26 protein-coding genes are annotated in these 25,719 nt (G+C 71.8%); 9 read left to right on the top strand and 17 right to left on the bottom strand.

Features of this window, described 5'->3' with window-relative positions; translation table 11 throughout:
* Positions 1-245: 245 nt before the first annotated feature.
* Complete coding sequence (locus ADK41_RS22820) at positions 246-992, bottom strand: SigE family RNA polymerase sigma factor (protein WP_030830246.1); 747 nt, start codon at positions 990-992, stop codon at positions 246-248.
* 243 nt (positions 993-1,235) lie between these two features.
* Between ADK41_RS22820 and afsQ1 the strand changes: the two genes are divergently transcribed.
* The 5 genes from afsQ1 (at position 1,236) to ADK41_RS22845 (ending at position 5,052) form a co-directional block, all read left to right on the top strand.
* On the top strand, positions 1,236-1,913 hold the full coding sequence (gene afsQ1 / locus ADK41_RS22825; protein WP_030830243.1) for a two-component system response regulator AfsQ1: 678 nt from the start codon (positions 1,236-1,238) through the stop codon (positions 1,911-1,913).
* Positions 1,910-3,511, top strand: coding sequence for a sensor histidine kinase (locus ADK41_RS22830; RefSeq protein WP_030830240.1), 1,602 nt, complete (start codon positions 1,910-1,912; stop codon positions 3,509-3,511). Before afsQ1 ends, ADK41_RS22830 begins: the two co-directional genes overlap by 4 nt.
* Positions 3,508-4,128: a hypothetical protein gene (locus tag ADK41_RS41750; RefSeq protein ID WP_030830238.1), complete on the top strand. Its 621-nt coding sequence runs from the start codon at positions 3,508-3,510 to the stop codon at positions 4,126-4,128. The genes ADK41_RS22830 and ADK41_RS41750 overlap by 4 nt, the downstream gene beginning before the upstream one ends.
* Before the next feature lie 82 nt (positions 4,129-4,210).
* Positions 4,211-4,807, top strand: coding sequence for a VanZ family protein (locus ADK41_RS22840; protein WP_030830236.1), 597 nt, complete (start codon positions 4,211-4,213; stop codon positions 4,805-4,807).
* A gap of 44 nt (positions 4,808-4,851) precedes the next feature.
* Entirely contained in the window at positions 4,852-5,052 is a 201-nt protein-coding gene (locus ADK41_RS22845; RefSeq protein WP_030830233.1) for a PspC domain-containing protein, read from the top strand.
* An 87-nt stretch (positions 5,053-5,139) separates the two neighbouring features.
* Here the strand turns inward: ADK41_RS22845 and ADK41_RS22850 are convergent, their stop codons facing one another.
* Positions 5,140-5,421 (bottom strand): hypothetical protein, encoded by a 282-nt coding sequence (locus tag ADK41_RS22850; protein ID WP_030830232.1) that lies wholly within the window; start codon positions 5,419-5,421, stop codon positions 5,140-5,142.
* Between the two features lie 137 nt (positions 5,422-5,558).
* Positions 5,559-6,716, bottom strand: a complete 1,158-nt coding sequence (locus ADK41_RS22855; protein ID WP_030830231.1) for an adenosine deaminase — start codon at positions 6,714-6,716, stop codon at positions 5,559-5,561.
* A gap of 113 nt (positions 6,717-6,829) precedes the next feature.
* On the opposite strand from ADK41_RS22855, the gene ADK41_RS22860 reads away from it, so the two are divergent.
* Complete coding sequence (locus tag ADK41_RS22860; protein ID WP_030830230.1) at positions 6,830-7,591, top strand: alpha/beta hydrolase; 762 nt, start codon at positions 6,830-6,832, stop codon at positions 7,589-7,591.
* A gap of 135 nt (positions 7,592-7,726) precedes the next feature.
* On the opposite strand, the gene ADK41_RS22865 is transcribed toward ADK41_RS22860, so the two are convergent.
* Complete coding sequence (locus ADK41_RS22865; protein ID WP_030830229.1) at positions 7,727-8,689, bottom strand: LysR family transcriptional regulator; 963 nt, start codon at positions 8,687-8,689, stop codon at positions 7,727-7,729.
* Positions 8,690-8,752: 63 nt separating this feature from the next.
* On the opposite strand from ADK41_RS22865, the gene ADK41_RS22870 reads away from it, so the two are divergent.
* On the top strand, positions 8,753-10,054 hold the full coding sequence (locus tag ADK41_RS22870; protein ID WP_030830228.1) for an MFS transporter: 1,302 nt from the start codon (positions 8,753-8,755) through the stop codon (positions 10,052-10,054).
* Positions 10,055-10,266: 212 nt separating this feature from the next.
* Positions 10,267-11,283: a sigma-70 family RNA polymerase sigma factor gene (locus tag ADK41_RS22875; protein ID WP_030830225.1), complete on the top strand. Its 1,017-nt coding sequence runs from the start codon at positions 10,267-10,269 to the stop codon at positions 11,281-11,283.
* Here ADK41_RS22875 and ADK41_RS39645 read toward each other — a convergent pair.
* Positions 11,167-11,565 carry an STAS domain-containing protein gene (locus tag ADK41_RS39645; protein ID WP_167353483.1) on the bottom strand — a complete coding sequence of 133 codons (399 nt, stop codon included), beginning with the start codon at positions 11,563-11,565 and terminating at the stop codon, positions 11,167-11,169. The two genes, ADK41_RS22875 and ADK41_RS39645, sit on opposite strands and share 117 nt — an antisense overlap.
* 136 nt (positions 11,566-11,701) lie before the next feature.
* Between ADK41_RS39645 and ADK41_RS22880 the strand changes: the two genes are divergently transcribed.
* Positions 11,702-12,622 (top strand): AEC family transporter, encoded by a 921-nt coding sequence (locus ADK41_RS22880; RefSeq protein WP_030830219.1) that lies wholly within the window; start codon positions 11,702-11,704, stop codon positions 12,620-12,622.
* Between the two features lie 60 nt (positions 12,623-12,682).
* Here ADK41_RS22880 and ADK41_RS22885 read toward each other — a convergent pair whose 3' ends face one another.
* The 12 genes from ADK41_RS22885 to ADK41_RS22940 form a co-directional block, all read right to left on the bottom strand.
* The gene (locus ADK41_RS22885; RefSeq protein WP_030830216.1) at positions 12,683-13,960 is read right to left on the bottom strand and encodes a thymidine phosphorylase; all 1,278 of its coding nucleotides are present in this window, start codon (positions 13,958-13,960) and stop codon (positions 12,683-12,685) included.
* 89 nt (positions 13,961-14,049) lie between these two features.
* On the bottom strand, positions 14,050-14,448 hold the full coding sequence (locus ADK41_RS22890; RefSeq protein ID WP_030830213.1) for a cytidine deaminase: 399 nt from the start codon (positions 14,446-14,448) through the stop codon (positions 14,050-14,052).
* Complete coding sequence (locus ADK41_RS22895; RefSeq protein WP_030830210.1) at positions 14,445-15,719, bottom strand: ABC transporter permease; 1,275 nt, start codon at positions 15,717-15,719, stop codon at positions 14,445-14,447. Before ADK41_RS22895 ends, ADK41_RS22890 begins: the two co-directional genes overlap by 4 nt.
* Positions 15,716-16,840, bottom strand: a complete 1,125-nt coding sequence (locus ADK41_RS22900) for an ABC transporter permease (protein WP_030830208.1) — start codon at positions 16,838-16,840, stop codon at positions 15,716-15,718. Before ADK41_RS22900 ends, ADK41_RS22895 begins: the two co-directional genes overlap by 4 nt.
* A complete protein-coding gene (locus tag ADK41_RS22905; RefSeq protein ID WP_051843280.1) occupies positions 16,840-18,465 on the bottom strand; it encodes an ABC transporter ATP-binding protein in 1,626 nt (541 codons plus the stop codon). The genes ADK41_RS22900 and ADK41_RS22905 overlap by 1 nt, the downstream gene beginning before the upstream one ends.
* Positions 18,466-18,617: 152 nt before the next feature.
* Positions 18,618-19,667 carry a BMP family lipoprotein gene (locus ADK41_RS22910; RefSeq protein WP_030830203.1) on the bottom strand — a complete coding sequence of 350 codons (1,050 nt, stop codon included), beginning with the start codon at positions 19,665-19,667 and terminating at the stop codon, positions 18,618-18,620.
* Positions 19,668-19,929: 262 nt separating this feature from the next.
* On the bottom strand, positions 19,930-20,979 hold the full coding sequence (locus tag ADK41_RS22915) for a BMP family lipoprotein (RefSeq protein WP_030830201.1): 1,050 nt from the start codon (positions 20,977-20,979) through the stop codon (positions 19,930-19,932).
* Between the two features lie 435 nt (positions 20,980-21,414).
* A complete protein-coding gene (locus tag ADK41_RS22920) occupies positions 21,415-22,644 on the bottom strand; it encodes a M20 family metallopeptidase (protein ID WP_030836781.1) in 1,230 nt (409 codons plus the stop codon).
* Between the two features lie 290 nt (positions 22,645-22,934).
* A complete protein-coding gene (locus ADK41_RS22925) occupies positions 22,935-23,339 on the bottom strand; it encodes a type II toxin-antitoxin system VapC family toxin (protein ID WP_030836778.1) in 405 nt (134 codons plus the stop codon).
* A gap of 9 nt (positions 23,340-23,348) precedes the next feature.
* A complete protein-coding gene (locus tag ADK41_RS22930; protein ID WP_234319178.1) occupies positions 23,349-23,588 on the bottom strand; it encodes a hypothetical protein in 240 nt (79 codons plus the stop codon).
* 82 nt (positions 23,589-23,670) lie between these two features.
* Positions 23,671-24,735: a hypothetical protein gene (locus tag ADK41_RS22935; RefSeq protein WP_030836773.1), complete on the bottom strand. Its 1,065-nt coding sequence runs from the start codon at positions 24,733-24,735 to the stop codon at positions 23,671-23,673.
* A 45-nt stretch (positions 24,736-24,780) separates the two neighbouring features.
* Positions 24,781-25,719, bottom strand: a complete 939-nt coding sequence (locus ADK41_RS22940) for an N-acetylneuraminate synthase family protein (RefSeq protein ID WP_030836770.1) — start codon at positions 25,717-25,719, stop codon at positions 24,781-24,783.

The following is a 25,719-nucleotide window of genomic DNA, read 5'->3' on the forward strand; positions in this document are numbered from 1 at the left end:
CGGCCCTCCGCAGTCCCGCTGTTTCGCACTCCCCCGTGATCCCCCGTGATCACCCGGATCCCTCTTGCTCCCCGGATCCGCAGAGGCCCCCGTGACCTCCTCGCGCTTCCCCGTTCGCCACGGCGACGTCCCCCGACGTCCCCGCGGTTCTCCCCCGTTCCTCACGGCGGCGCCCCCGACGTCCCCGCTGTCCCCGGGCTCTCCGGGATCCCCCGGATCCCGGGTCCCCCGGTTCCCCCGTACCCTCAGGCGACGAGCTCCCCGAAGGCGTTCTCCTCGTCACGGCCGAAGCTGAGGACCTCGTCCTCGCGCAGCCGGCGGAGCGACCGCCAGATGCTGGACTTCACCGTGCCGACACTGATGCCGAGGATGTCGGCGATCTCCGGGTCCGTGCGGCCCTCGTAGTAGCGCAGGACCAGCATGGTGCGCTGGAGTTCGGGCAGCCGGGCCAGCGCCTGCCACAGCACGGCGCGCAGCTCGGTGCCGCGCATCGCGTCCGTGTCGCCGGCCGTCTCCGGCAGTTCCTCGGTCGGGTACTCGTTCAGCTTGCGGCGGCGCCACGCGCTGATGTGCAGGTTGGTCATGGTGCGGCGGAGGTATCCGCCGACCGCCGCCTTGTCGCTGATCCGGTCCCACGCCCGGTAGGTCGAGAACAGTGCGCTCTGCAGCAGGTCCTCGGCCTCGAAGCGGTCGCCGGTCAGGTGGTAGGCGGTGGCGTACAGGGAGGCGCGGCGCTCCTGGACGTAGGCGGTGAACTCCGCCTCGCTCGGTGAGCGGCGCTCCCCCGAGCCCTCCCCGTACGCATTCCCCCCGTTCGTGTCCCCCGTGTCCCCCGTGGGCGCGTCAACCACCGTCATGATCGTGGTGTGCTGACGCCCGGCGCCGCGGGCGCACCCCCGCATGCCCGCCGCACCGGACTTCTCAAAACCCCGGTGCACGTCGTGCAGACGCGTGATCACTGCGCTGGTGCCGGTGCCGTGCAGCGTGTTCATCTCGCGCCCCCCGTCGTGGACTTCCGGTGTTCTGCCCTGCCGTTGTGCTGGTGTCGAAAAGCTTGCCCGGGGACCTTCATGGCCGTGTCAGCCGACTGTCACAGGCGTGTCACAAGGGTCGGTCACGACCGGTCCACGGATCCTTCACAGCCGTCCGTGCGCGGAGCGGCACGTATCCGGGCTCAAGGGGCATCTGCCGTCCGCGGGTCGTACGGAGAGCCCTCCATGGGCCAGAATGGGCCCGTGCCTTCACTGTTGCTGATCGAGGACGACGACGCCATCCGCACGGCCCTGGAGCTCTCACTGACGCGCCAGGGTCACCGGGTGGCGACCGCTGCCAGCGGTGAGGACGGTCTGAAGCTGCTGCGCGAGCAGCGGCCGGATCTGATCGTGCTGGACGTGATGCTGCCCGGCATCGACGGGTTCGAGGTGTGCCGGCGCATCCGGCGCACGGACCAGTTGCCCATCATCCTGCTGACCGCGCGCAACGACGACATCGACGTGGTGGTCGGGCTGGAGTCCGGCGCCGACGACTACGTCGTCAAACCGGTGCAGGGCCGGGTGCTGGACGCCCGTATCCGGGCGGTGCTGCGGCGCGGCGAGCGGGAGTCCAGCGACTCGGCGACCTTCGGCAGCCTGGTCATCGACCGTTCGGCGATGACGGTGACGAAGAACGGCGAGGACCTCCAGCTGACGCCGACCGAGCTGCGGCTGCTGCTCGAACTGAGCCGGCGGCCGGGGCAGGCGCTGTCCCGGCAGCAGCTGCTGCGGCTGGTGTGGGAGCACGACTACCTGGGCGACTCGCGTCTGGTGGACGCGTGCGTCCAGCGGCTGCGCGCCAAGGTCGAGGACGTGCCGTCGTCCCCGACCCTGATCCGTACCGTGCGCGGTGTCGGCTACCGGCTGGACGCGCCTCAGTGACACAGGAGCACCAAGGAGGGGCCGGCGGCTGGTCCGCCGCGCGCAGGGGAGTGTGGTCACGGCTGCGGTTCACCAGTCTGCGGCTGCGGCTGGTCGTGGTGTTCGGGCTGGTCGCGCTCACCGCCGCGGTGTCCGCGTCCGGCATCGCGTACTGGCTGAACCGCGAGTCGGTGCTGACCCGCACCCAGGACGCGGTGCTGCGCGACTTCGAGCAGGAGATGCGCAACCGGGCGGGCACGCTGCCCGAGCGCCCCACGCAGGACGAACTGCAGCGCACGGCGGGCCAGATGGCGAACAGCAGCCAGCGCTTCACCGTGCTGCTGGTCGCCGAGAACCCCGACGGGCGTACGGTCTACGGCAGTTCGGGCGGGCTGAACGGCTTCTCGCTGCGGGACGTGCCGGCCTCGCTGCGCGAGGCGGTGACCGAGCGGCAGAAGGTCACGTCGGCCAACAAGCACCCGCACCGTCTGTACTGGCAGCGGATCGTCGACGGCGACACCCCCTACCTGGTGGCGGGGGTGCGGGTGGTCGGGGGCGGGCCGACCGGCTACATGCTGAAGTCGCTCGAACCGGAGGCCAAGGACCTCAACTCGCTGGCCTGGTCGCTGGGGATCGCCACCGGGCTGGCGCTGATAGGTTCCGCGCTGCTCGCGCACGCGGCGGCCACGACGGTGCTGAAGCCGGTGCAGCGGCTCGGGGTGGCCGCGCGGCGGCTCGGCGAGGGGAAGCTGGACACCCGGCTGAGGGTGTCGGGCACCGATGAGCTGGCCGATCTGTCCCGGACGTTCAACAAGGCGGCCGAGGCGCTGGAGAAGCGGGTGGCGGACATGGCGGGGCGCGACGAGGCGTCCCGGCGGTTCGTGGCGGACATGAGCCACGAGCTGCGTACGCCGCTGACCGCGATCACGGCGGTGACCGAGGTCCTGGAGGAGGAGCTGGAGTCCGAGGGCGGCGGCATCGACCCGATGATCGAGCCCGCGGTACGGCTGGTGGTGAGCGAGACCCGGCGGCTGAACGACCTGGTGGAGAACCTGATGGAGGTGACCCGCTTCGACGCGGGCACCGCCCGGCTGGTCCTCGACGACGTCGACATGTCCGACCAGATCACCGCGTGCATCGACGCGCGCGCCTGGCTGGACGCGGTCGACCTGGACGCCGAGCGCGGCATCCACGCCCGGATCGACCCGCGCCGACTGGACGTGATCCTGGCGAACCTGATCGGGAACGCGCTCAAGCACGGCGGGTCGCCGGTGCGGGTCTCGGTACGGGAGGACGGCGCGGAGGGCGCCGGGGACGGGGGCACGGTGGTCATCGAGGTGCGGGACCACGGGCCGGGCATCCCCGAGGAGGTCCTGCCGCATGTCTTCGACCGCTTCTACAAGGCGAGCGCCTCGCGGCCGCGTTCCGAGGGCAGCGGCCTGGGCCTGTCCATCGCGCTGGAGAACGCCCACATCCACGGCGGCGAGATCACCGCGGCCAACTCCCCCGAGGGCGGTGCGGTGTTCACGCTGCGGCTGCCGCGGGACGTGTCCGCGAGGAACCCTTCGGAGAAGGCGGGCGACGTCGAGGACGAGGTCGCCGAGGAGGGCGCCCGATGACCGTGCGGACTGCTTCGCGGCGTACGCGGGGACTGCTCGCGCTGGGGGCGCTGGGCGTGCTGCTCTCCGGGTGCGGGATACGGGCCACGGAGGTGCCGACAGACTTCGGGCCGGCGCCGTCGCGGACGCGCTGCTCCCTGGCCGAGCCGGAGGCGCCGACGCGGCCGGAGCGGGGGCTGCCGGTGCAGGTGTTCCTGCTGTGCGGGTCGTCGCTGGTGGCCGTGGACCGGACGGTGCGGGTGCCGGACGGGGCGGCGGACTCGCGGCGCGTGCTGGTGGCGCAGGGACTGCTGGACGCGGTGTCCCAGGAACCGTCGGCCGCCGAGCGGCAGGCCGGGTACGGCACGCGGGTACGGCGCGGTACGACCGTGACCGGTCCGCGGCCCGGCGACCCGGAGGACACGCTGCGGCTGAGCAGCGCGCCCGGGAGCCTCACCTCCGCCGGGCTCGCGCAGATCGTGTGCACCTTCTCCGACTCGGCGGCGGCCGAGGGCGACGGCTCGGTGATCCTGGGCGGCCCCGACGACGCCCGGCCGCGCCGCTACGCGTGCACGGACGAGGTCCGGTCCCGTCCGGACGCCGGGGAACCGCCGTCCTCGGAGGTCACCGGCGGGTGAGCCCTCGTTGTGGCGCACGCCTCATGCGGTGAACGGGTGACGTCCCGGAACCGATCGCGCCGGAGGCCGCGTCTAGGGGGGCGTGCAGCGTCAAGGCCTCATCGGCGGTTCCGCCGCGACCCGTATCCGTGTGACAGGGGGGCTCCTCCTGGCCGCGTATCTCGCGTTCGTCGCCTGGTACACGCTGCGCCCGCTGGACGTCCCCTGGGTGATGCCCGCCAATCTGCGGCCGCTGGACGGCATCCGGGGCGACTTCGCGCTGGGCTGGGCGACGGGGGCCCGCCGGATCTGCGAAGGGCTGGCGCTGCTCGCGCCGCTGGGTGTGCTGCTGCCGATGGCCGGGGGCCGGCCGGCCGCCTCGCGGCTGGGTTCGCTGATCCGCACCACGGCGGCGACCGCGCTGGTGTCGCTGGCCGTCGAGATGCTGCAGACGGTGGTGCCGGGCCAGGTCGTGGACGTCGACTCGCTGCTGCTCAACACGGCGGGTGCGGCGCTCGCGCACGCGGCCGTGGTGCCGGCGGGCCGTGCCCGGTTGCGCCGCCTGGCGGTACGGCGGTCCCTCACGGCTCTCCTCCCGGAGGAGCCGGCTCAGGGGAGGACCCCGACGATTCCCAGGGTCGGGATCGCCCCGTGGAGTGATGCTTTGCCCCCTTCGTCTCCGTATCGTGGAGTGCACTGAGGCAGCCGGTCGGGAGGCCTCGCACCACTCACAAAGGAGCCGCGATGAGCCGCCTCGCCCGTCCCACCAACGACCGCGTGATCGGCGGAGTGTGCGCCGCGCTGGCCCGGCGCTTCGGCACCTCCGCGACCACGATGCGGGTGATCTTCCTGCTGTCGTGTCTGCTTCCGGGGCCGCAGTTCCTGCTGTACATAGCGCTGTGGATCCTGTTGCCCTCGGAGGACAAGGCCCAGCCGGCCTGGTGACTCCGCGGCGCCGCCTCCCGCGCGTACGCCGACGGGGCGCGACCCGGTTCCGGGTGCGCCCCGTCGGTACGTTTCCGCCTGGCGGGGTCAGGCGCCGACCGGCATCCCGTTGAGGGTGGCGCCCCGGGTGGGCAGGTCCTGCAGCGGCATGCCGCCGAGGAGACCGGTGGCCGGGGCCTCGGGGCCCGCCTGCCGGGCGACCGGCAGCGCGGTGGACGGCTTCTCCGCCGGCACGGCCCGGCCGACGGTGTCCAGCGCCGGAGCGGCGTCCGGGACGGCAGGGGCCGCGTTGGCGGCGCCGGCGCCGACCGCGGCGAAGGCGGCGCCCAGCACGGCGACACCGAGGGTCTTGGCAGCAGACTGCTTCATGGAATGCGTCCTCGACATGGGATACGGGGAGTGAGCGGTGCTGAGACCGTAAACACGCGCCTCCTCCCGCCGCAAACATCGGCATGGGGACGAACGGTGGACGCGGACGGTGTCCGCGTTCACCGTGGACGCCGCTCTCAGCTTTCCGTCGCCGGAGAACCGCTGGTGGAAGCCGTCTGACGGAACAGCCATGCGGATTTCAGCTCGGCGTATCCGGGCTTGATGACGTCATTGATCATGGCCAGTCGTTCATCGAAAGGAATGAACGCGGATTTCATCGCATTGACGGAGAACCACTGCATGTCGTCGAGCGTGTAGCCGAACGCCTCGACCAGGTGCTCGAACTCCCGGCTCATGGTGGTGTGGGACATCAGGCGGTTGTCGGTGTTCACCGTGGCCCGGAAGTGCAGCCGGCGCAGCAGGCCGATGGGGTGTTCGACGTACGAGGCGGCGGCCCCCGTCTGGAGGTTGGAGCTCGGGCAGAGTTCCAGCGGGACGCGCTTGTCCCGGACGTAGGAGGCCAGCCGGCCGAGTGCGACCGTGCCGTCGTCGCGGACCTCGATGTCGTCGATGATGCGCACCCCGTGGCCGAGCCGGTCGGCGCCGCACCACTGGAGGGCCTGCCAGATGGACGGCAGCCCGAACGCCTCACCGGCGTGGATGGTGAAGTGGTTGTTCTCCCGCTTCAGGTACTCGAAGGCGTCCAGGTGCCGGGTGGGCGGGTAGCCGGCCTCGGCGCCCGCGATGTCGAAGCCGACGACGCCCAGGTCCCGGTAGCGGTTGGCGAGTTCGGCGATCTCCAGGGCGCGGGCGGCGTGCCGCATCGCGGTGAGGAGGGCGCCGATCCGGATGCGGTGGCCGTTCTCCCTCGCCTTCCGCTCCCCCTGCCGGAAGCCCTCGTCGACCGCCTCGACGACCTCCTCAAGGGTGAGTCCGCCTTCGAGGTGCTGCTCGGGCGCGTAGCGCACCTCGGCGTAGACGACACCGTCCTCGGCCAGGTCCTCGGCGCACTCGGCGGCGACCCGGACGAGGGCGTCGCGGGTCTGCATGACCCCGACGGTGTGCGAGAACGTCTCCAGGTACCGCTCCAGGGAGCCGGAGTCGGCGGCCTCCCTGAACCACAGTCCGAGCTTGTCGGGGTCGGTCTCGGGGAGCCGGCGGTACCCGCTCTCGCGGGCCAGTTCGACGACGGTGGCGGGGCGCAGGCCGCCGTCGAGGTGGTCGTGCAGCAGAACCTTGGGCGCCCGGCGGATCTGCTCCTTCGTCGGGGTGTTCGCGATGGTCTGGCTCGTCATTTCCGCACTCTAACTCCTACGCGCGTAGATCACCGGGTGGACGAATTCGTCGATATGTAACGGTGATCGCACGGCAGGGTGGAGTACACCCGCACTTCTGAGAATGTTCTGCCATGGCACAGGAAGCGAAGCCGGTTCGCACGGCCCGGCTGGGGAGGGCGCTCGGCCCGGAGCCGACGGCGGTGAGCGGAGTGGTACTGCTGCTCCCCGGCGGCGAGGAGGTGTCCGGCCGCAGACCGTCCGCCGTGCTGGCGGCCGCCTCCGTACGCGCCTTGGGGCGCCGTCTCACCCGCGCGGGCCGGGACGAGAGCCTCGCCGCCCATGTCGTCCACTACCGCTATCGGGGCTGGAACGGCAGCGAGGCGCATCTCGCGCGCGACGCCGCGTGGGCCGCCGACGAGGCCGTACGGCGTTACGGGGACGTCCCCGTCTGCCTCGCCGGGATCGGCATGGGGGGCAGGGCAGCGCTGCGCGCGGGGGGCCACGAGGCCGTCAACTCCGTGCTGGCGCTGGCCCCCTGGCTGCCGGACGAGGACGTGGCGGCGCCGCCCGAACCGGTGAAGCAGCTCGTCGGACGGCGGGTGCTGATCGTGCACGGCACGAACGACGCGCGCAGCGATCCCGAGTTGTCGTTCCGGCTGGCGGCGCGGGCGAAGAAGGCGAACCGGGAGGTGTGCCGGTTCGAGGTCCACGCGGACGGGCACGGCTTGAGCCAGTACCGGGAGGAGGTGCTGGCGCTGGCGGAGGACTTCGCGATGGGGGCGTTGTTCGGGCGGGCGTTCTCACGGCCCGTGCAGGATGCCCTGGCGGCGCCTCCGCCGTTGGGGCTGCGGATGCCGCTGGCCGCGGGGTTCGGCAGGTCGCTGCGGCGGTAGCGCCGTGGGGCGGAATGCCGTTTCGCGACTGCGGGCCGCCGGTGGCCGATCGCGCCCACGCGGCGGAGCCGCAGGTCGATACGGCCCCGCGCCCCTGCGTACGTCGCCCCTGCGTCGGCGGTCGGTCACCCCTGTTCAAGCGGGGAGCAAAGCACCCCTCTTGGAGAGCAGGAACTTCTTGAAGGCCGCCACCGGGGGCGTGTCCGGGTGGCCGGCCAGCCAGGCCACGCCGATCTCCCTGGCCGCCCTGGGGGCGGTGACCGTCAGCTCGACCACTCCGGGGCGGGGGAAGGCCGGCGGGGGCAGGAGGGCCACGCCCAGGCCCGCCGCCACCAGGCCGCGCAGGGTTTCGGCTTCCTCGCCCTCGAAGGCGATGCGGGGTGTGAAGCCGGCCCGGATGCAGAGGTCGTCGGTGATGCGGCGCAGGCCGTAGCCGGGTTCCAGGGTCACGAAGGTCTCGTCGGCGGCCTCGGCGAGCCGGATGCGGCGGCGGCCGGCGAGGCGGTGGTCGGCGGGGACGACCAGGCGCAGCTTCTGCTCGTCGAGGCGGCGGGCGACGAGGTCGGGGGCGTCGGGCACCGGGGAGGTCAGGCACAGGTCGAGTTCGCCCGCGCGGAGGCGTTCCAGCATGGCCTCGCCGTAGTTCTGGACCAGGCTGAAGCGGATGCGCGGGTGGTCGGCGCGGAAGGCGTGCAGCAGGCCGGGCACGGTCTCGGCGCCCATGGTGTGCAGGAAGCCGAAGGCGACCTTGCCGGTGGCGGGGTCGGCGTCGGCGCGCACCTCGTCGGCGGCGCGCTCGATCTCGGCGAGGGCGCGTTCGACGGAGGTGAGGAAGGTGTGGCCGGCCGGGGTGAGGGAGACGGTGCGGCCGTGGCGGGCGAACAGCTCGACGCCCAGGTCCTGTTCCAGGCGGACCAGCGCCCGGGAGAGGGTGGACTGCGGGACCTGCATCTCCTGGGCGGCGCGGGTGACGTGCTCGGTGCGGGCGACGCCGGCGAAGTAGGCGAGGCGGGGTGCGAGCAGTCTCGCCATGTCTTCCGTGTCTCGTGTGTCACCGGTCTGTGACAGTCTCCTCCGTGACCTCTGCTGATGCGCCATGGGAACGATTATGTCGATTCCGTGCATTGGACGGATGAGCGGGGGCGTCCGTAGCTTCGAGGCATGACTCCCGCCAGTACCGGGGCGTCCACCAGTGTGGGCGCCGTCACATCCGTTCCTTCGACCTCTTCGACCCGGCCCGTCCCCGAGGCCGCCTCCGAGTCCCGGATGTCTCCGGGCGGACCCGGTTACCGCCGGATGAGTCTCGCCCTGTTCCTCGCGGGCGTCGCGACCTTCGCCCTGCTGTACTCCACCCAGGCCCTGCTGCCGTTGATCTCCGGCGACTTCGCGGTGAGCGCGGGTGACGCGAGCTGGACGGTGGCGGCGGCGACCGGTGGCCTGGCGCTGTTCGTGCTGCCGATGAGCGCGCTGTCGGAGCGTTACGGACGGCGTACGGTCATGACGGCCTCGCTGGCCGTCGCGGTGACCCTCGGCCTGCTGGTGCCGTTCGCGCCGTCGCTGGGCGCGCTGGTGGCGCTGCGGGCGCTGCAGGGTGCGGCGCTGGCCGGGCTGCCGGCGTCGGCGACGGCGTACCTCGCGGAGGAGGTCACGCCGAAGGCGCTGGTGACCGCGATCGGGCTGTTCGTCGCCGGCAACAGTGTCGGCGGGATGAGCGGCCGGGTGATCACCGGCTGGGTGGCGCAGGAGTGGGGCTGGCGGGTCGCCGTCGGGGTGATCGGCGTGGTCGCGGTGGCGTGCGCGGTGGCGTTCCGGCTGCTGCTGCCGGCGCCGGAGCACTTCCGTCCGGGTTCGCTGCGGCCTCGGGTGCTGGCGCGCACCGTCCGGGACCATCTCGCCCATCCGCTGCTGCGGCGGCTGTACGCGATCGGCGCGCTGTTCATGACGGTGTTCGGCGGTGTGTACACGGTCATCGGGTACCGGCTGACCGAGGCGCCGTTCTCGCTGCCGCAGGGCATCGTAGGTTCGATCTTCCTGGTGTATCTGGTGGGCACGGTCTCGGCTTCGGCCGCCGGACGGCTGGTCGGGCGGCTGGGCCGCCGGGGCGCGCTGTACGCGGGGGGCGGGACGACCGCGGCGGGACTGCTGCTGTCGCTGGCCGGGTCGCTGCCGGTGGTGCTGCTGGGGCTGGTGCTGATCACGGCGGGGTTCTTCGCGGGGCACGCGGTGGCGTCGTCGGCGGTCGGGAAGACGGCGGACGTGGGGCGGGCGCAGGCGTCGGCCCTGTACCAGTCCGCGTACTACGTGGGGTCCAGTGTGGGCAGCACGGTGGGTGCGCTCGCGTTCCACGCGGGGGGCTGGGGCGGGACGGTGGGCGTCGGGCTGGTGGCGGTGGCCGGGGTCGCGGCGATCACCCTGGCCGGGACGCGGGCGGCGGCGCGGGCGGCCGTGGTCCGGCCGGCCTGACTTTCCTCGCCCCCGCCGCCCCTTCCCGTCCCTGACCCGGGGGCCGCGCCCCCAGTCCCCCGCTTCGGCCCTGGACGGGCCTCGTCCTCGATCGCCGGACGGGCTGAACCAGCCCGACCTGCGCGTTCGTTCGCCCGAAGGGCCGTTGTCAGTGGGCTGCGGTAGCTTCCGAAGTGGTGGACCACGACGACACCGCATGGGGTGGGTGGACGATGACGAACGGCACCGCGACGACGACCGACCTGGACGCCAGGCTGGAGGCGCACCGGGTCGAACTGACCGGGTACTGCTACCGGATGCTGGGCTCCTCCTTCGAGGCGGAGGACGCGGTGCAGGACACGATGATCCGCGCGTGGCGCGGCTACGACAGGTTCGAGGGCCGTTCCAGCCTGCGCTCCTGGCTGTACCGCATCGCGACCAACGTCTGTCTGGACATGCTGGCGGCGGGCAACAAGCGGGCCCGGCCGATGGACCTGACGGAGTCCACACCGCTGGCGCGGGCGGCCCTCTCGCCCCGCCCGGACAGCACGTGGCTGGAGCCGATGCCCGACTCCCGGGTGCTGCCCACGCCCGCCGACCCGGCGGAGGCGGCGGTCGCCAAGGAGTCGGTGCGGCTCGCCTTCATGGCCGCGCTGCAGCAGCTGCCGGCCAAGCAGCGGGCGGTGCTGATCCTGCGGGAGGTGCTGGCCTGGAGGGCCGGCGAGGTCGCCGAGCTGCTGGGCACGTCGGTCGCGTCGGTGAACAGCGCGCTCCAGCGGGCCCGCGCGACGCTCGCGGAGCGGCGGCAGCCGGGAGCCGACGCGTCGGTGTCCGACCCGCTGGACGAGGAGCAGCGGAAACTGCTCGAGCGCTATGTGGCGGCGTTCGAGGGGTACGACATGCCGGCCCTGACCGCGCTGCTGCACGAGGACGCCGTCATGACGATGCCGCCGTTCGACCTGTGGCTGACCGGCACCGAGGACATCACGGGCTTCATGACGACGCTGGGCGCCGCCTGCGCGGGTTCGCGGCTGCTGCCGGTGGAGGTCAACGGGCTGCCGGGCTTCGCGCAGTACAAGCCCGACCCGGAGGCCGGCGGTTTCACGCCGTGGGCGGTCCAGGTGCTGGAGATATCAGACGGCCGGATCACCGGGTTCCACTGCTTCCTCGACACCGCGCGGTGGTTCCCGCTGTTCGGGCTGCCCCTCCACCTCGAAGCGGAGGCCGGCCAGGTCGAGCAGGGCGCGTAGCGCCGGGGAGGGGTCACGCAGCCGTATCCGGCCCCCTGCCCGGCGGGCGGTGAGCTGGAGCCGGGCGAGCAGGTTCACGGCGGCGAGACCGGCCGGCCCCAGCCCGGCGACGTCGCAGACGACCACCCGGCCCGGGCCGCCACCGCCTCCCCCGTCCAGCAGCGCCCGCAGCGCGTCGCAGGGCCCGCTCACCTCTCCCGGGGCGAGGGGGCCGCTGAGCACGAGCACGGGCGGTGTCATGGCGTCCACGAGCGGTAGACCGGGCGACGGCGCGCAACTCATCGCGACGTGTCGCGGGGCCGGCGCCGTGAGGATCACATTGACCTGAACACGCCCCTCCCCGGAGGGTTGGGTGTATGCGCCATAGATCATCCCCGCCCCTGCCGCCCGGTTCCCTTCGCGTCCGCGGGGAGCTGCCGTGCAGGGGGTGCTGAGCGGATTCCTGGTGATCGCCGTCGTCATCGGCGTCGGCTACGTCATCGGCCGGCGGGGGCATCTCGGCGCGCAGGGCCGCGAGGTCCTGACGAAGCTGGCGTTCCACGTAGCGTCGCCCGCGCTGCTGTTCACCACGCTCGCCCGGGCCGACCTGTCGGTGGTCTTCTCCAGCCGGCTCCTGGTCACCGCGCTGAGCACGGCGGCGGTGGCGGGCGTCTTCGTCGCGGTGGGCGTCGTACGCGGCTGGGGCGTGGGCCGCACCACCATCGGCGCCCTGTGCTCCAGCTACGTCAACTCCGGCAACCTGGGCATCCCGATCGCCGTGTACGTGCTGGGCGACGCCTCGCTCGTGGCGCCGGTGCTGCTGTTCCAGCTGGTCGGGGTCACGCCGATCGCGCTGACGATCCTCGACCTGTCGACGGCGGGCGAGAAGCAGCCGTTGTGGCGGCGGGTCCTGACCCCGTTGCGCAACCCGATCGCGGTGGGGTCGCTGGCGGGGGTGGCGGTGTCGGCGGCCGGGATCGGGATACCGGGCCCGGTCTGGGACCCGGTGGTCCTGATCGGCAACATGGCGGTCCCCGCCGTGCTGCTCGCCTTCGGCATCTCGCTGCGCGGCAGCGCGCTGCCCCTGCGGGGCGGGGACCGCGGGGCGGTGCTGCTCGCCGTGGCGCTGAAGGCGGTGGGCCAGCCGCTGGCCGCCTGGGCGCTGGCGGTGGGCGTCTTCGGCCTGCGCGGCGCGCACCTGCTGGACGTGGTGGTGACCTCGGCCCTCCCGGCCGCCCAGAACCTCTTCACGTACGCGAGCAGCTACCGGGTGGGCGAGAAGCTGGCCCGGGAGGCGATCCTGGTGTCGACGGTGCTGTCGGTGCCGGTGCTGGTGGTGGTGGCGGCGCTGCTGGGGTGACGGCGAACGGGACCGGTGGGGGTCCACCGGTCCCGTTCATCCACTCGAGGAAGCCGCTGGTCAGGCGATGCGTTCCAGCACCACCGGCGTGGCGGTGAAGTCCGTGCCGGGGGCCTCGATGTCGTAGGAGCCCTCGAGGGAGCGGAGCGCGTAGTCGAAGCGTTCCGGGGTGTCCGTGTGGAGGGTCAGGAGGGGCTGGCCCTCGGTGACCGGGTCGCCGGGCCTGGCGTGGAGTTCGACGCCCGCGCCGGCCTGGACCGGGTCCTCCTTGCGGGCGCGGCCCGCGCCGAGGCGCCAGGCGGCGACGCCGATGTCGTAGGCGTCGAGGCGGGTGAGGACGCCGGAGGACGGGGCCTTGACGACATGCTGTTCGCGCGCGACCGGCAGCTGCGCGTCCGGGTCGCCGCCCTGCGCCGAGATCATGCGGCGCCAGACGTCCATCGCGGAGCCGTCGGCGAGGGCCCTCGCCGGGTCGGCGTCCTTCAGACCGGCCGCGTCGAGCATCTCGCGGGCCAGGGCCAGGGTCAGCTCCACGACGTCCGCGGGGCCGCCGCCCGCCAGCACCTCGACCGACTCGCGGACCTCCAGCGCGTTGCCGGCGGTCAGGCCGAGCGGGGTGGACATGTCGGTGAGGAGGGCGACCGTCCGCACTCCGGAGTCGGTGCCCAGGCCGACCATGGTGCGGGCCAGTTCGCGGGCGTCGTCGATCGTCTTCATGAAGGCGCCGGTGCCCACCTTCACGTCGAGGACCAGGGAGCCGGTGCCCTCCGCGATCTTCTTCGACATGATGGACGAGGCGATCAGGGGGATCGCCTCGACCGTGCCCGTGACGTCCCGGAGCGCGTACAGCTTCTTGTCCGCCGGGGCCAGCCCGTCACCGGCCGCGCAGATCACCGCGCCGGTGCCGTCCAGCACCGACAGCATCTCCTCGTTGGAGAGCAGCGCGCGCCAGCCGGGGATCGACTCCAGCTTGTCGAGGGTGCCGCCGGTGTGGCCGAGGCCGCGGCCGGAGAGCTGGGGGACGGCCGCGCCGCAGGCCGCGACGAGGGGGGCCAGCGGGAGGGTGATCTTGTCGCCGACGCCGCCGGTGGAGTGCTTGTCGGCGGTGGGGCGGGACAGGGACGAGAAGTCCATGCGCTCGCCGGAGGCGATCATCGCGGCGGTCCAGCGGGCGATCTCGCTCCGGTTCATGCCGTTGAGGAGGATCGCCATCGCGAGCGCCGACATCTGCTCGTCGGCCACCTCCCCGCGGGTGTACGCGTCGATCACCCAGTCGATCTGCTCGTCGCTGAGTTCGCCGCGGTCCCGCTTGGTGCGGATGACGGAGATGGCGTCCATGGCCATGGCTGGCGTTCCTTCCGGGGTGCGAAGGGTGCGGCCCCTCCGGTCGACGGTAACGGCTGTCGCCCGGAGGGGCCGCGGGGTGATTACTTGGTGAGGTGCTGCGGACCGAAGGCCTGGGGCAGCATCTCCGACAGCGGCAGGATCCCCGCCGGGGTCTCGAGGAGCAGACCGGGGCCGCCGAACTCGTACAGCAGCTGGCGGCAGCGGCCGCACGGGACGAGGATCTCGCCGCTGCCGTCCACGCAGGTGAAGTGCGTGAGCCGGCCGCCCCCGGTGCGCTGGAGCTCCGAGACCAGTCCGCACTCGGCGCACAGCCCGATCCCGTACGAGGCGTTCTCGACGTTGCAGCCGGAGACCGTGCGTCCGTCGTCGACCAGGGCCGCCACGCCGACCGGATAGCCCGAGTAGGGGGCGTAGGCGTGGGACATGGCGTCCCGTGCCACGGCGCGCAGTGCCTCCCAGTCGACGTCGGCCGCGGTCACTTGCCCTGTCCCTTCCGGTACGGCATGCCGTCCGCCTTCGGCATCCGCAGCCGCTGCGCGGAGAGCGCGAGGACGACGAGGGTGATGACGTACGGCGTGGCGGAGACGACCTGGTTGGGGACCTCGTTGGTGCCGGCGTACCAGGCGAAGACGAGGGCGCCGACGACCAGGGTGATCACCGCGTGGACGTACTTCTTGCGGACGGCCAGCCAGATCGCGCCGATGAGCAGCAGCAGCGCGCCGAGCAGCAGCAGGGCGTGCACGTTGGCGGAGCCGCCGCGCAGGTTGAGGCTGTCGGTGTAGCCGAAGAGGCCGGCGCCGATGGCGAGGCCGCCCGGCATCCAGTTGCCGAAGATCATCGCGGCGAGGCCGATGTAGCCGCGGCCGCTGGTCTGGCCCTCCAGGTAGAAGGGGTTGGCCACGATGGAGAGGAAGACGCCGCCGAGGCCGGCCAGGCCGCCGGAGATGATCACGGCGAGGTACTTGTACTTGTAGACGTTGACGCCGAGGGACTCGGCGGCGATCGGGTTCTCGCCGCAGGAGCGCAGCCGCAGGCCGAACGCGGTGCGCCACAGGATCCACCAGGTGGCGGGGATGAGCGCGACGGCGATCAGGGTCAGCCAGGAGACGTTGGTGACCAGTCCGCCGAGCAGGCCGGCGACGTCGGAGACGAAGAACCAGCCCTTGCCGTTGAGGTCGCTCAGCGCGTCGGACAGTCCGGGCACGGTGAAGTGGCCGAGGGATTCGACCGCCGGGGACTGCTTGGCGGAGCCGCCCTGGTGGCCCTCGAAGGCGAGCGGGGCGAGGTAGCGGGTGGCGCCGAGGGCCAGGATGTTGATGGCCACGCCGGAGACGATGTGGTTGACGTTGAAGGTGACGGTGACGATCGCGTGCAGCAGGCCGCCGAGCGCGCCGCCGAGGATGCCGACGAGGACGCCGGTCCACGGACCCCACTGGAATCCGGCCCAGGCGCCGAACCAGGTGCCGAGGATCAGCATGCCCTCGAGGCCGATGTTGACCACGCCCGCGCGCTCGGCCCACAGGCCGCCGAGACCGGCGAGGCCGATCGGGACCGCGAGCTGGAGGGCGGTGGACATCTGGCTGACGTTGGTGATGCCGTCCGCGCCGGTGACGAGGCGGACGATCGAGACCAGCGCCAGGGCTCCGGCGACGACCAGGAGCAGGACGGGCCACGACATACGGCGGCCGGTCGGCGGTGCGTGTTCCAGCGACGGCTGGTTGACGTCGGTCGCTGTGGTCGGAGCGGTCATCGGCCGGCCACCTCCTTCGTGGTGTTGTTGTCGGCGCCCAGGACGTGCCCCGCGGCGAGTTCCGCGCCGACCCGGCGCTGCTGGCGGCGCAGGCCCCACTCGCGGACGGCCTCGTAGGAGACGACGACCGAGAGGACGATCAGGCCCTGCATGATGACCGCGATCTCCTTGTCGTAGCCGTGGAAGTCCAGCTCGGGCGAGGCCTTGTCGAGCCAGGCCCACAGCAGGGCGGCGAAGGCGATCCCGACGGGGCTGTTGCGGCCGAGCAGCGCGATGCCGATGCCGAGGAAGCCGATGCCGGTGGGGAAGTTGAGGTTGTAGGTGTGGGAGTCGCCGAGGAGGATCGGCAGGCCCGCGAGGCCGGCGATGGCGCCGGAGAGCAGCATGGCGGTGAGGACCATGCGCTTGGGGTCGACGCCGGAGGCGGAGGCGGCGGACTCGGAGGCGCCGGAGGCGCGCAGGTCGAAGCCGAAGCGGGTGCGGTTGAGGACGACCCAGTAGCCGATGCCGAGCAGGACGGCGAGGACCAGCAGGCCGTAGATCTCACCGGCCGCGCCCATGTCGATGCCGGGGATCCAGCCGGACTCGTGCATCTCGCCGGTGGTGCTGTTGTTGCCGATCTTGACGCCGAAGACGTCCGGCTTCCACATGTAGACGATGAGCGAGGTGGCGATCGCGTTGAGCATGATCGTGGCGACGACCTCGCTGACGCCGCGGGTGACCTTGAGGACGCCGGCGATGCCGGCCCAGAAGGCGCCGGTGAGGACGGCGGTCAGCAGCAGCAGCGGGACCTGGAGGAACGCCGGCAGGTTCGCGTGCGCGCCGACGATGGCGGCCATCATGGCGCCGAGCTGGTACTGGCCGTCGACGCCGATGTTGAACAGGTTCATCCGGAAGCCGATGGCCACCGCGAGGGCCGCGATGTAGTACATCGAGGCCTGGTTGACGATCAGGACCTGGATGTCGGAGAAGCCGGCCTGCTCGAACATGATGGCGAACGGTTCGACCGGGTTCTTGCCGGAGGCGATCAGGACGATCGCGCTGAGCACGAAGGCCACGGCGAGCGCGATGACCGGCCCGGCCACCGCGAGGAGCACGCGCTCCTTGTCGAACTTCTTCATCAGCGGGCCTCGTCTTCCGGAGACTCGGCGGACGTGGACGGGTCGGCCGGGGTCTCGGGGGTCTCGTCGTGTTCGAGGTGGCCCTCGGCGGCGCCGGTCATGGCGGTGCCGAGTTCCTCCGGGGTGATGGTGGCCGGGTCGGCGTCCGCGACCAGCTTGCCGTCGTAGATCACCCGGAGGGTGTCGGACAGGCCGATCAGCTCGTCCAGGTCGGCGGAGATCAGCAGCACGGCCAGGCCCTCGCGGCGGGCCTCGCGGATGTGGTCCCAGATGGCGGCCTGGGCGCCGACGTCCACACCGCGGGTGGGGTGGGCGGCGATCAGGAAGCGCGGCTTGTGGCTCATCTCGCGGCCGACGATCAGCTTCTGCTGGTTGCCGCCGGACAGGGAGGCGGCGGTGACGTCGATGCCGGGGGTGCGGACGTCGTACGTCCGGACGATGCGGCGGGTGTCCTCCTGGGCGGCCTTCGGGTCGAGCCAGACGCCCTTGGCGTTGGGCTTCTCGGTGACGTGGCCGAGGATGCGGTTCTCCCAGAGGGGGGCCTCCAGGAGCAGGCCGTGGCGGTGGCGGTCCTCGGGGATGTAGCCGATGCCCTGCTCGCGGCGCCTGCGGGTGGCCCAGGAGGTGATCTCCTCGTCGGCCAGCCGGATGGTGCCGGAGTCGGCGTGCCGCAGGCCGATGAGGGCGTCGACCAGTTCGGTCTGGCCGTTGCCCTCGACGCCGGCGATGCCGAGGACCTCGCCCGCGTGGATGGTGAAGCTGATGTCGTCGAGCAGGGCCTTGCCGCCGGGGGCCGCCAGGCGCAGCTTGTCGACGGTGAGGACGGGACGGTCGGTGACCGTGGACTCGGCCGTCTCCGGCGTCGGCAGCTCGCTGCCGACCATCAGCTCGGCGAGCTGGCGCGGGGTCGTCTCGGCGGGGACGGCCGTGCCGACCGTGGTGCCGCGGCGGATGACGGTGATCTCGTCGGCGACGGAGAGGACCTCGCCCAGCTTGTGGGAGATGAAGATGACCGACAGGCCCTCGGCCTTCAGCTCGCGCAGGTTGTCGAAGAGGGCGTCGACCTCCTGCGGGACGAGGACGGCGGTGGGCTCGTCGAGGATCAGGGTGGTGGCGCCGCGGTAGAGGACCTTGAGGATCTCCACGCGCTGGCGGGCGGCGACGCCGAGCTCCTCGACCAGGACGTCGGGGCGGACGCCGAGGCCGTAGCGGTCGGAGAGCTCCTTGATCCTGCGGCGGGCCCTGCCGCCGATGCCGTGGAGCCTCTCGCTGCCGAGGACGACGTTCTCGAGGACGGTGAGGTTGTCGGCGAGCATGAAGTGCTGGTGCACCATGCCGATGCCGCGGACGATGGCGTCGGCGGGCGAGGAGAAGCTCACCTGCTCGCCGTGGATCGTGATGGTGCCCTCGTCCGGCTTCTGCATGCCGTAGAGGATCTTCATCAGGGTCGACTTGCCGGCGCCGTTCTCACCGACGAGGGCGTGGACGGTGCCCTTGCGGACGGTGAGGTGGATGTCGTGGTTGGCCACGACGCCCGGGAAGCGCTTGGTGATCCCGGCGAGCTCGACGGCGGTCGCCGAATCGTTGACCGCCGCTCCGGCCGGAGGGCTGCTGGACGCGTTGATGACGCACTCTCCTGGGGACGGGGGCCATCTACGCGCGTAGCGCCCCTATGGCATGCAAAGGGGCGGCGCACTCGACCGACGGGGTACGAGGAGCCGGGCTCCTCGTACCCCGTCGAGCGGACGCGACCCCGCGGTTACTCGGGGGGTGTCACTCAGCTCGACTTGACCTTGATCTCGCCGCTGACGATCTTCTCCTTGGCCGTCTCGATGGCTTCCTGGAGCTCGGCGTCGTCCGCGAACTTCGGGTTGGAGTTCGACAGGCTCACCTCACCCGTCTTCAGATCGCCCTTGACGATACCGGTCGCCGGCTTGCCGTCCTCGACCGACTTCGCCAGGTTGTACACCGCCTTGGCGACGTCCTTCATGGCCGAAGTGAGGATCGAGTCCTTGTACTTGGCGAGGGCTTCCTGCCGGTACTGGTCGGAGTCGACGCCGATCGCCCACACCTTGTTGGCGGCGGCGGCCTCGATGACGCCCTGGCCGGACAGGCCGGCGGCCGCGTAGACGACGTCGGCCTTCTTCTCGATCTGGCCCTCGGCGGCGGACTTGCCCTTGTCGGGGCTGGAGAAGCCGCCCTCCTCCGCGGTCTGCGTCAGGAACTGCGAGATCACCTTGACCTTGGGGTCGGTGTCCTTGACGCCCTGCTCGAAGCCCGCGCGGAACTTGTGGATCAGCGGGATGTTCACACCGCCCACGAAGCCGACGACGTTCGTCCTGGTGCTCTCGGCGGCGGCGACGCCGGCGAGGTAGGAGGCCTGCTCCTCGGAGAAGACCAGGTCGGCGACGTTGTCCGCCTCGATCGTGGCGTCGTCGACGATGCCGAAGGTGGTGTCCGGGAACTTCTCCGCGGCACCCTTCACGGCGGCGGCGTACGCGTAGCCGACGCCGACGACCGGGTTGTAGCCCTGCTTCGCCAGCGAGACCAGGCGCTGCTCCTTGTCGGCGTCCGTCTCGCCGTCGGTGGGCTCGACGTCGGCGGTCTCGTAGCCGAACTCCTTCTTCGCCTGCTCCAGGCCCGCGTACGCGGCGTCGTTGAAGGACTGGTCGCCCTTGCCGCCGACGTCGTAGGCGATGGCGAGACCCTTGTCACCCTTCGGCTCCGAGGAGGACGAGGAGGTGGAGGTGGAGCCGCAGGCGGAGAGGGCGAGGGCCAGGGAGGCGGTCGCTGCGCCCGCGACCGTGATCCGGGAAATCCGGCGCATGTGTGGTGCTCCTAGTCGTACAAGCGCCGGGACGTGTTCAGCTGCGGCGCTGGCTTTGCCGCAGATTAACGCGCGTAGACCTGCCTGAAAACCCCTTCTGTCCACCTTGTTATCCGGCCGTGGCCAAGGTAACGCCGAGCGGTGGCCGGGGCGTCGCCGGGCGCGAACGCGGGGTGGCTGTGGGTGAGCGCGGGCGGGAACGGCGGAGCGGGCGGACACCCGGGGTGTCCGCCCGCTCCGCACGGGTGCGCCGCCGTTTCTCCTACTCGGTCTCGACCTTGATGGAGCCGTCGACGATGCCTTCCTTGGCCTTGGCCACGGCGTCCGTCAGACCGGCGACCTCGGCCATCTTCGGGTTGCTCTCCGACAGGCCGACGCCGTTCACCTTGAGGTCGAAGACCTGGGTGCCGGTCAGCGGCTCGCCGTCCTCGACCGACTTGGCCAGGGTGTACACCGCACCGCCGACGTCCTTCAGGGCGGAGGTGAGGATGTAGTCCTTGTACGGGGCGAGGGCTTCCTGCTTGTACTGGTCGGAGTCGACGCCGATCGCCCAGACCTTCGCCTTGGCGGCGGCCTCGATGACGCCCTGACCGGACAGGCCGGCCGCCTGGTAGATGACGTCGGCCTTCTTCTCGATCTGACCCTCGGCGGCGGCCTTGCCCTTGTCGGGGCTGGAGAAGCCGCCCTCCTCGGCGGTCTGGGTGAGGTACTGCGGGATCACCTTGACCTTGGGGTCGGTGGCCTTCACGCCCTGCTCGTAGCCGGCCTGGAACTTGTGGATCAGCGGGATGTCCACACCGCCCACGAAGCCGACGACGCCGGTCTTGGTGGCCTTGGCGGCGGCGACGCCGGCGAGGTAGGAGGCCTGCTCCTCGGCGAAGACGAGGGAGGCGACGTTGTCGCCCTCGACCACGGAGTCGACGATGCCGAAGGTGGTCTTCGGGTACTTCGCGGCCACGGCCTTCATCGCGGGGCCGTAGGCGAAGCCGACGCCGACGACCGGGTTGTAGCCCTGGCGGGCCAGCGAGGCCAGACGCTGCTCCTTGTCCGCGTCGGTCTCGCCCTCGGTGGGCTCCACGTCGGCGGTCTTGTAGCCGAACTCGTCCTTGGCCTTGGTCAGGCCGGCGAAGGCGGCGTCGTTGAAGGACTGGTCGCCCTTGCCCCCGATGTCGTAGGCGATGGCGAGGCCGAGGTCTTCCTTGGAGCCGCCGCTGTCGCCGTTGTCACTGCTGGTGCCGCCGCAGGCGGTGGCGGCGAGTGCGAGCGAGGCGACCCCCACCGCCACGCGGGTCAGTCTGGATGTCCGACGCATCTGAAGTTCCCCATTCTCCAAAGCCCCGCAGCGGGCGCTCGGTTCGGCGCACATTAACGCGCGTAGACACTCCTGGGAACGGGATCGAGCGGGGCCGTTATCCATTCGTGCCGCTGGCTGGTTACGTCCTGGTGAACCAGGGGGCCGTAGGGGGCCGAAACGGGCGACCGGTGCGGTACGCGCGGGTGCACGCGCCCCACGCTGCCCTTGGCGCTCGGGGCGCGCAAGCGGGAGGGGTGGGGGAGGTGACGGTGGGACGGGCGGGCGGAAGCCGGACGAGGATCCTCGCCCCCGCCGCCCCTCCCCTCCCCCCTCGCCCCCGGGGCTCCGCCCCGGACCCCGCTCCTCGAACGCCGGAGGGGCTGGGTCGGGCGGAGGGGCTGGGTCGGGCGGAGGGGCTGAAAATCAACCCTTCGGTGTGTGAGGAACCGTCGCCTAACGCAGGGCGTCCAGGAGGGCCGCCCCGGTGAAGAGTTCCACGCCGACGGTGATGGCGTGCTCGTCCACGTCGAAGTCGCCCTGGTGCAGGTCGCGCACGGTGCGCTCGCCCGGGGGGCGGACGCCGAGGCGGGCCATGGCGCCGGGGACGCGCTCCAGGTACCAGGAGAAGTCCTCGCCGCCGAGGCTCTGCTCGGTGCCCTCGACGGACTCCACCCCGCGCCGGGCGATCATGGCGTCGCGCAGCAGCTCGGTGGCGCCGGCCTCGTTGACGACCGGCGGGACGCCGCGCACGTAGGTGATCTCCGACTTGGCGCGGTGCAGGTTGGCCACCTCGTCGATGGCGGCGACCACGACGTCGGGGGCCTGCCGCCAGGTCTCCAGGTCCAGGCAGCGCACGGTGCCGGACAGCTCGGCGTGCTGCGGGATGACGTTGGGCGCGTGGCCCGACTCGACCCGGCCCCAGGTCACGGCGAGTCCGCTGCGGCTGTCGACCCGACGGCCGACCAGGGCGGGCACGTCGGTGACGACCCGGGCGGCGGCGGTGACCAGGTCGGTGGTCAGGTGGGGGCGGGCGGTGTGGCCGCCGGGGCCGTCGAGGGCGATCTCCAGCCGGTCGCAGGCGGAGGTGATGGGTCCCTCGCGCAGGCCGATCCTCCCGGCGTCGACGCGGGGGTCGCAGTGCACGGCGAGGATACGGCCGATGCCGTCGAGTCCGCCGTCCTCGATCACCTCGGCGGCGCCGCCGGGCAGCACCTCCTCGGCGGGCTGGAAGATCAGCCGCACGGGACGGGGCAGCAGGCCCTGACGGTGCAGTTCGGCGAGGACCAGGCCGGCGCCGAGCACGACGGTGGTGTGCACGTCGTGGCCGCAGGCGTGGGCCCGGTCGGGCACGGTGGAGCGGTAGGGGCAGTCGGCCTTCATGTCGGGGATGGGCAGGCCGTCGATGTCGGCGCGCAGGGCGAGCATCGCCGCGTCCGTGCCGGCCTCGCCGTCGGTTCCGATGTCACAGATCACGCCGGTGCCGCCGGAGAGGACCCGCGGCCTCAGACCGGCCCGCTCGAGGCGCTCCTTGATCGCCGCGGTGGTGCGGAACTCCTGGTGGCCGAGCTCCGGGTGCATGTGGAGGTCGCGCCGGAAGGCCACGAGTTCGGCGCGCAGGGCCTCGGGCAGCGCGCCGGGGAGCACCGCTCCCCCGGGGAGATCGATCTCGGACTCCAGTGACATCAGTGGTTTCACCCTTTGAAGAGTAGGGCTCCAGAGCTGTCCACCGACCCCTGATCAAGAAAAATCAGCCCGTTGGGGGGAGAAAACCTGGCTGCCCTACGCATAGCCGTGTGTCGAGGTGGGTACACTCACCTCCTTTTTGTGAGGGTATAGGCCGCCGGCCTGCCGGTCCATGAGACCGATCACCCTCCGGGACACGGTTCCGGCACCCCTCCACTCCTCACGGTTACCACGATCGGCCGAAGACACGCGGACCGGTTCATTCGGCGGATGCCGGCAGGCGACGGCTGCTATTCGGCACCGAGCACGCGGAGGCCGTGGTGAAGGCGGAAGTCCTCGTAGTCCTTGAGATGGAGAGTGGCCAGCGGTAGGTCGTAGGTGAGGGCGCTGGCGGCGATCCACATGTCATGGGTGGGACGGGGCCGGCCACGCTGTATCCCGGCGGCGGACAGTCGTCCCCAAGTGGTGGCGACGGCTTCGTCACCCGGAAGGACGGGGACATCGGCGAGCCAGTCGGCGAGTTCCTGGCGGCTTCGGGTGCCCCAATGACGGATCTCCATCCACTTCGTGAGTTCACCGTAGGTCACGAAGGTGATCAGCGGTTTGCGACCGATCAGGCGGGTCGCCAGTGCTCCGGTCGGCTTGCGCTTGTGCAGCAGGGAGGCGATGTCGGTGTCGAGGATGACGGGTTGCATGCGGCGGACTCAGGCGGCGTCACGACGGCGCTCGGCGTAGGTGAAGGCGAGGAACTCCTCCAGCTCCTCGTCCGACTCGAAGGTGTCGGCGGCAAGGTCGTCCAGGGAACGGATCGGCTGGGTGTTCTTCGCCGCCAGCAACTCCTCGACCGACAGGCGTGGCCTCGGCTGCGGATGGCTGAAGCCCTCGGACGCGGGCACACTCATCAGGTCCTCCAGCGGGGTGAGAACCGGCTCCACGGCCAGCATACGGGCGCTCTCACCTGGTAACACCAGGGTTCGCCGATACGCGCGAGCACCCGAACACGTGCCCCGTTCCGGTGTCGGAAAATCAGACCGCCGGGGCCGTCCGCAGGTGGTGGACGGACTTGGCGGTGTCCGTGACGTTGGCCAGGAAGCCCCGGGCGCGCGGGGAGGCGTTCTCGGTCAGCCAGGCGGGGTCTATGTCGCACACCGCGACGCGCACGCCCGTGCCGGCGAGGGCCAGCGGCAGGGTGTGGACGACCGTGGAGGGGAAGCTGAGGACGGTGGCGCCGATGGGGCCGCGCCGGGCGACGATCTCCAGCGGGAGCTCGGGGCGGACGATCTCCAGTCCCGTCTCGACGGCGAGCCGGTGGAGTTTCTCCGTGCTCTCGCGGCGGTGGGCGAAGTAGCGCTTGGCGCCGTGCGCGGCGGCCAGGGCGCGTACGGCCTCCAGGTAGGCGTCGGCGTCCACCACACCGGTCTCCACCAGGGACGTGCCGACCATGTCGGCGCCCCGGGTGACGCGGGGCGGGCCGAAGCGGTCCCGGGTCCAGGCGAAGGTGTGGGAGCTGACGGTGACGCCGGGCGGGGTGTCCTCCATGGGCATGGAGGTGAAGACCTCCACCGTGCGCTTCTCACCGGGGGTGAGCCGGCGCCGGGCGGCGGCGGACACGGGGAGGAGGACGAGTTCGCGGGGGCCCGGCCGGCCGCCCTTGCGGTGCCAGCGCACCAGGCGTTCGCCGCGGGCCAGCTGGCCGACGAACTCCATCGTCGCGGTGCCGTCGTCGACGACGACGACCTCACGGGCGCGGGTGATCGTCAGCAGCAGCTGGACGTAGCGGGAGAAGGGGTCGCCGAGGACGACGCGGGTGGCCCGGCGGAGCGGGGCGGTCAGACCGCCGACCGTCTGGAACGGTGCGCCGGCTCCGCCGCGCGCCTCCTCCCAGCGGACCTCATGGCCCTCCTCGCGGGCCAGCTCCGCCATGCGGCGCAGCTGGCCGCGGGTCATGGGGTCGACCGGGGACAGCACCACGAGGGTGAGCCCCACGCCGGGCGCATGCGCGTGCGCCCACTCCAGCACGTTGAGCAGTTGTACCGGGCTCTCGACGAAGGCGAGGGTGTGGGGGCCGGGCCGGCCGGCGCGGGGGCTCATCGACGTACGACCGTTCCCGTCGTCGTAAGGGGGAGGGGCGGGGGTTCAGACGGCCACGGGCTCGCCGGCGGCCGCGGCGATCTCCGCCTCGGCGATCACGCCGCTGACGCGGCGCAGCTTCTTCATCGGGCCCAGCTCGGAGTCGTAGACCTTCTTGACGCCGTCGCCGAGGGAGGCCTCGATGGTGCGGATGTCGCGGACCAGGCGGGTCAGGCCCTGCGGCTCGACGGAGGCGGCCTGGTCGGAGCCCCACATGGCGCGGTCGAGGGTGATGTGGCGCTCGACGAACGTGGCGCCGAGGGCGACGGCGGCGAGGGTGGTCTGCAGGCCGGTCTCGTGGCCGGAGTAGCCGATCGGGACGTTCGGGTACTCCTGCTGGAGGGTGTTGATGACCCGCAGGTTCAGCTCCTCGGCCTTCGCCGGGTAGGTGGAGGTGGCGTGGCAGAGCAGGATGTTGTCGCTGCCCAGGACCTCGACCGCGTGGCGGATCTGCTTCGGGGTGGACATGCCGGTGGAGAGGATGATCGTGCGGCCGGTGGCGCGCAGGGCGCGCAGCAGCTCGTCGTCGGTGAGGGAGGCGGAGGCCACCTTGTGGGCGGGGACGTCGAACTTCTCCAGGAAGGCGACGGCCTCGGTGTCCCACGGGGAGGCGAACCAGTCGATCCCCTTCTCCTTGCAGTACTCGTCGATCCGGCGGTACTCGTCCTCGCCGAACTCCACGCGGTGGCGGTAGTCGATGTACGTCATCCGGCCCCAGGGGGTGTCGCGCTCGATGTCCCACTGGTCGCGCGGGGTGCAGATCTCGGGGGTGCGCTTCTGGAACTTGACCGCGTCGCAGCCGGCCTCGGCGGCGGCGTCGATCAGCTTGAAGGCGTTCTCGATGTCACCGTTGTGGTTGATGCCGATCTCGCCGGTGACGTACACGGGGCGGCCGGGGCCGGCCTCGCGGGTGCCGAAGGTGCGGATGCGGGTGTTGGTGCTCAT

Source organism: Streptomyces caelestis, from assembly GCF_001279005.1.
GTDB classification, from domain to species: domain Bacteria; phylum Actinomycetota; class Actinomycetes; order Streptomycetales; family Streptomycetaceae; genus Streptomyces; species Streptomyces heliomycini.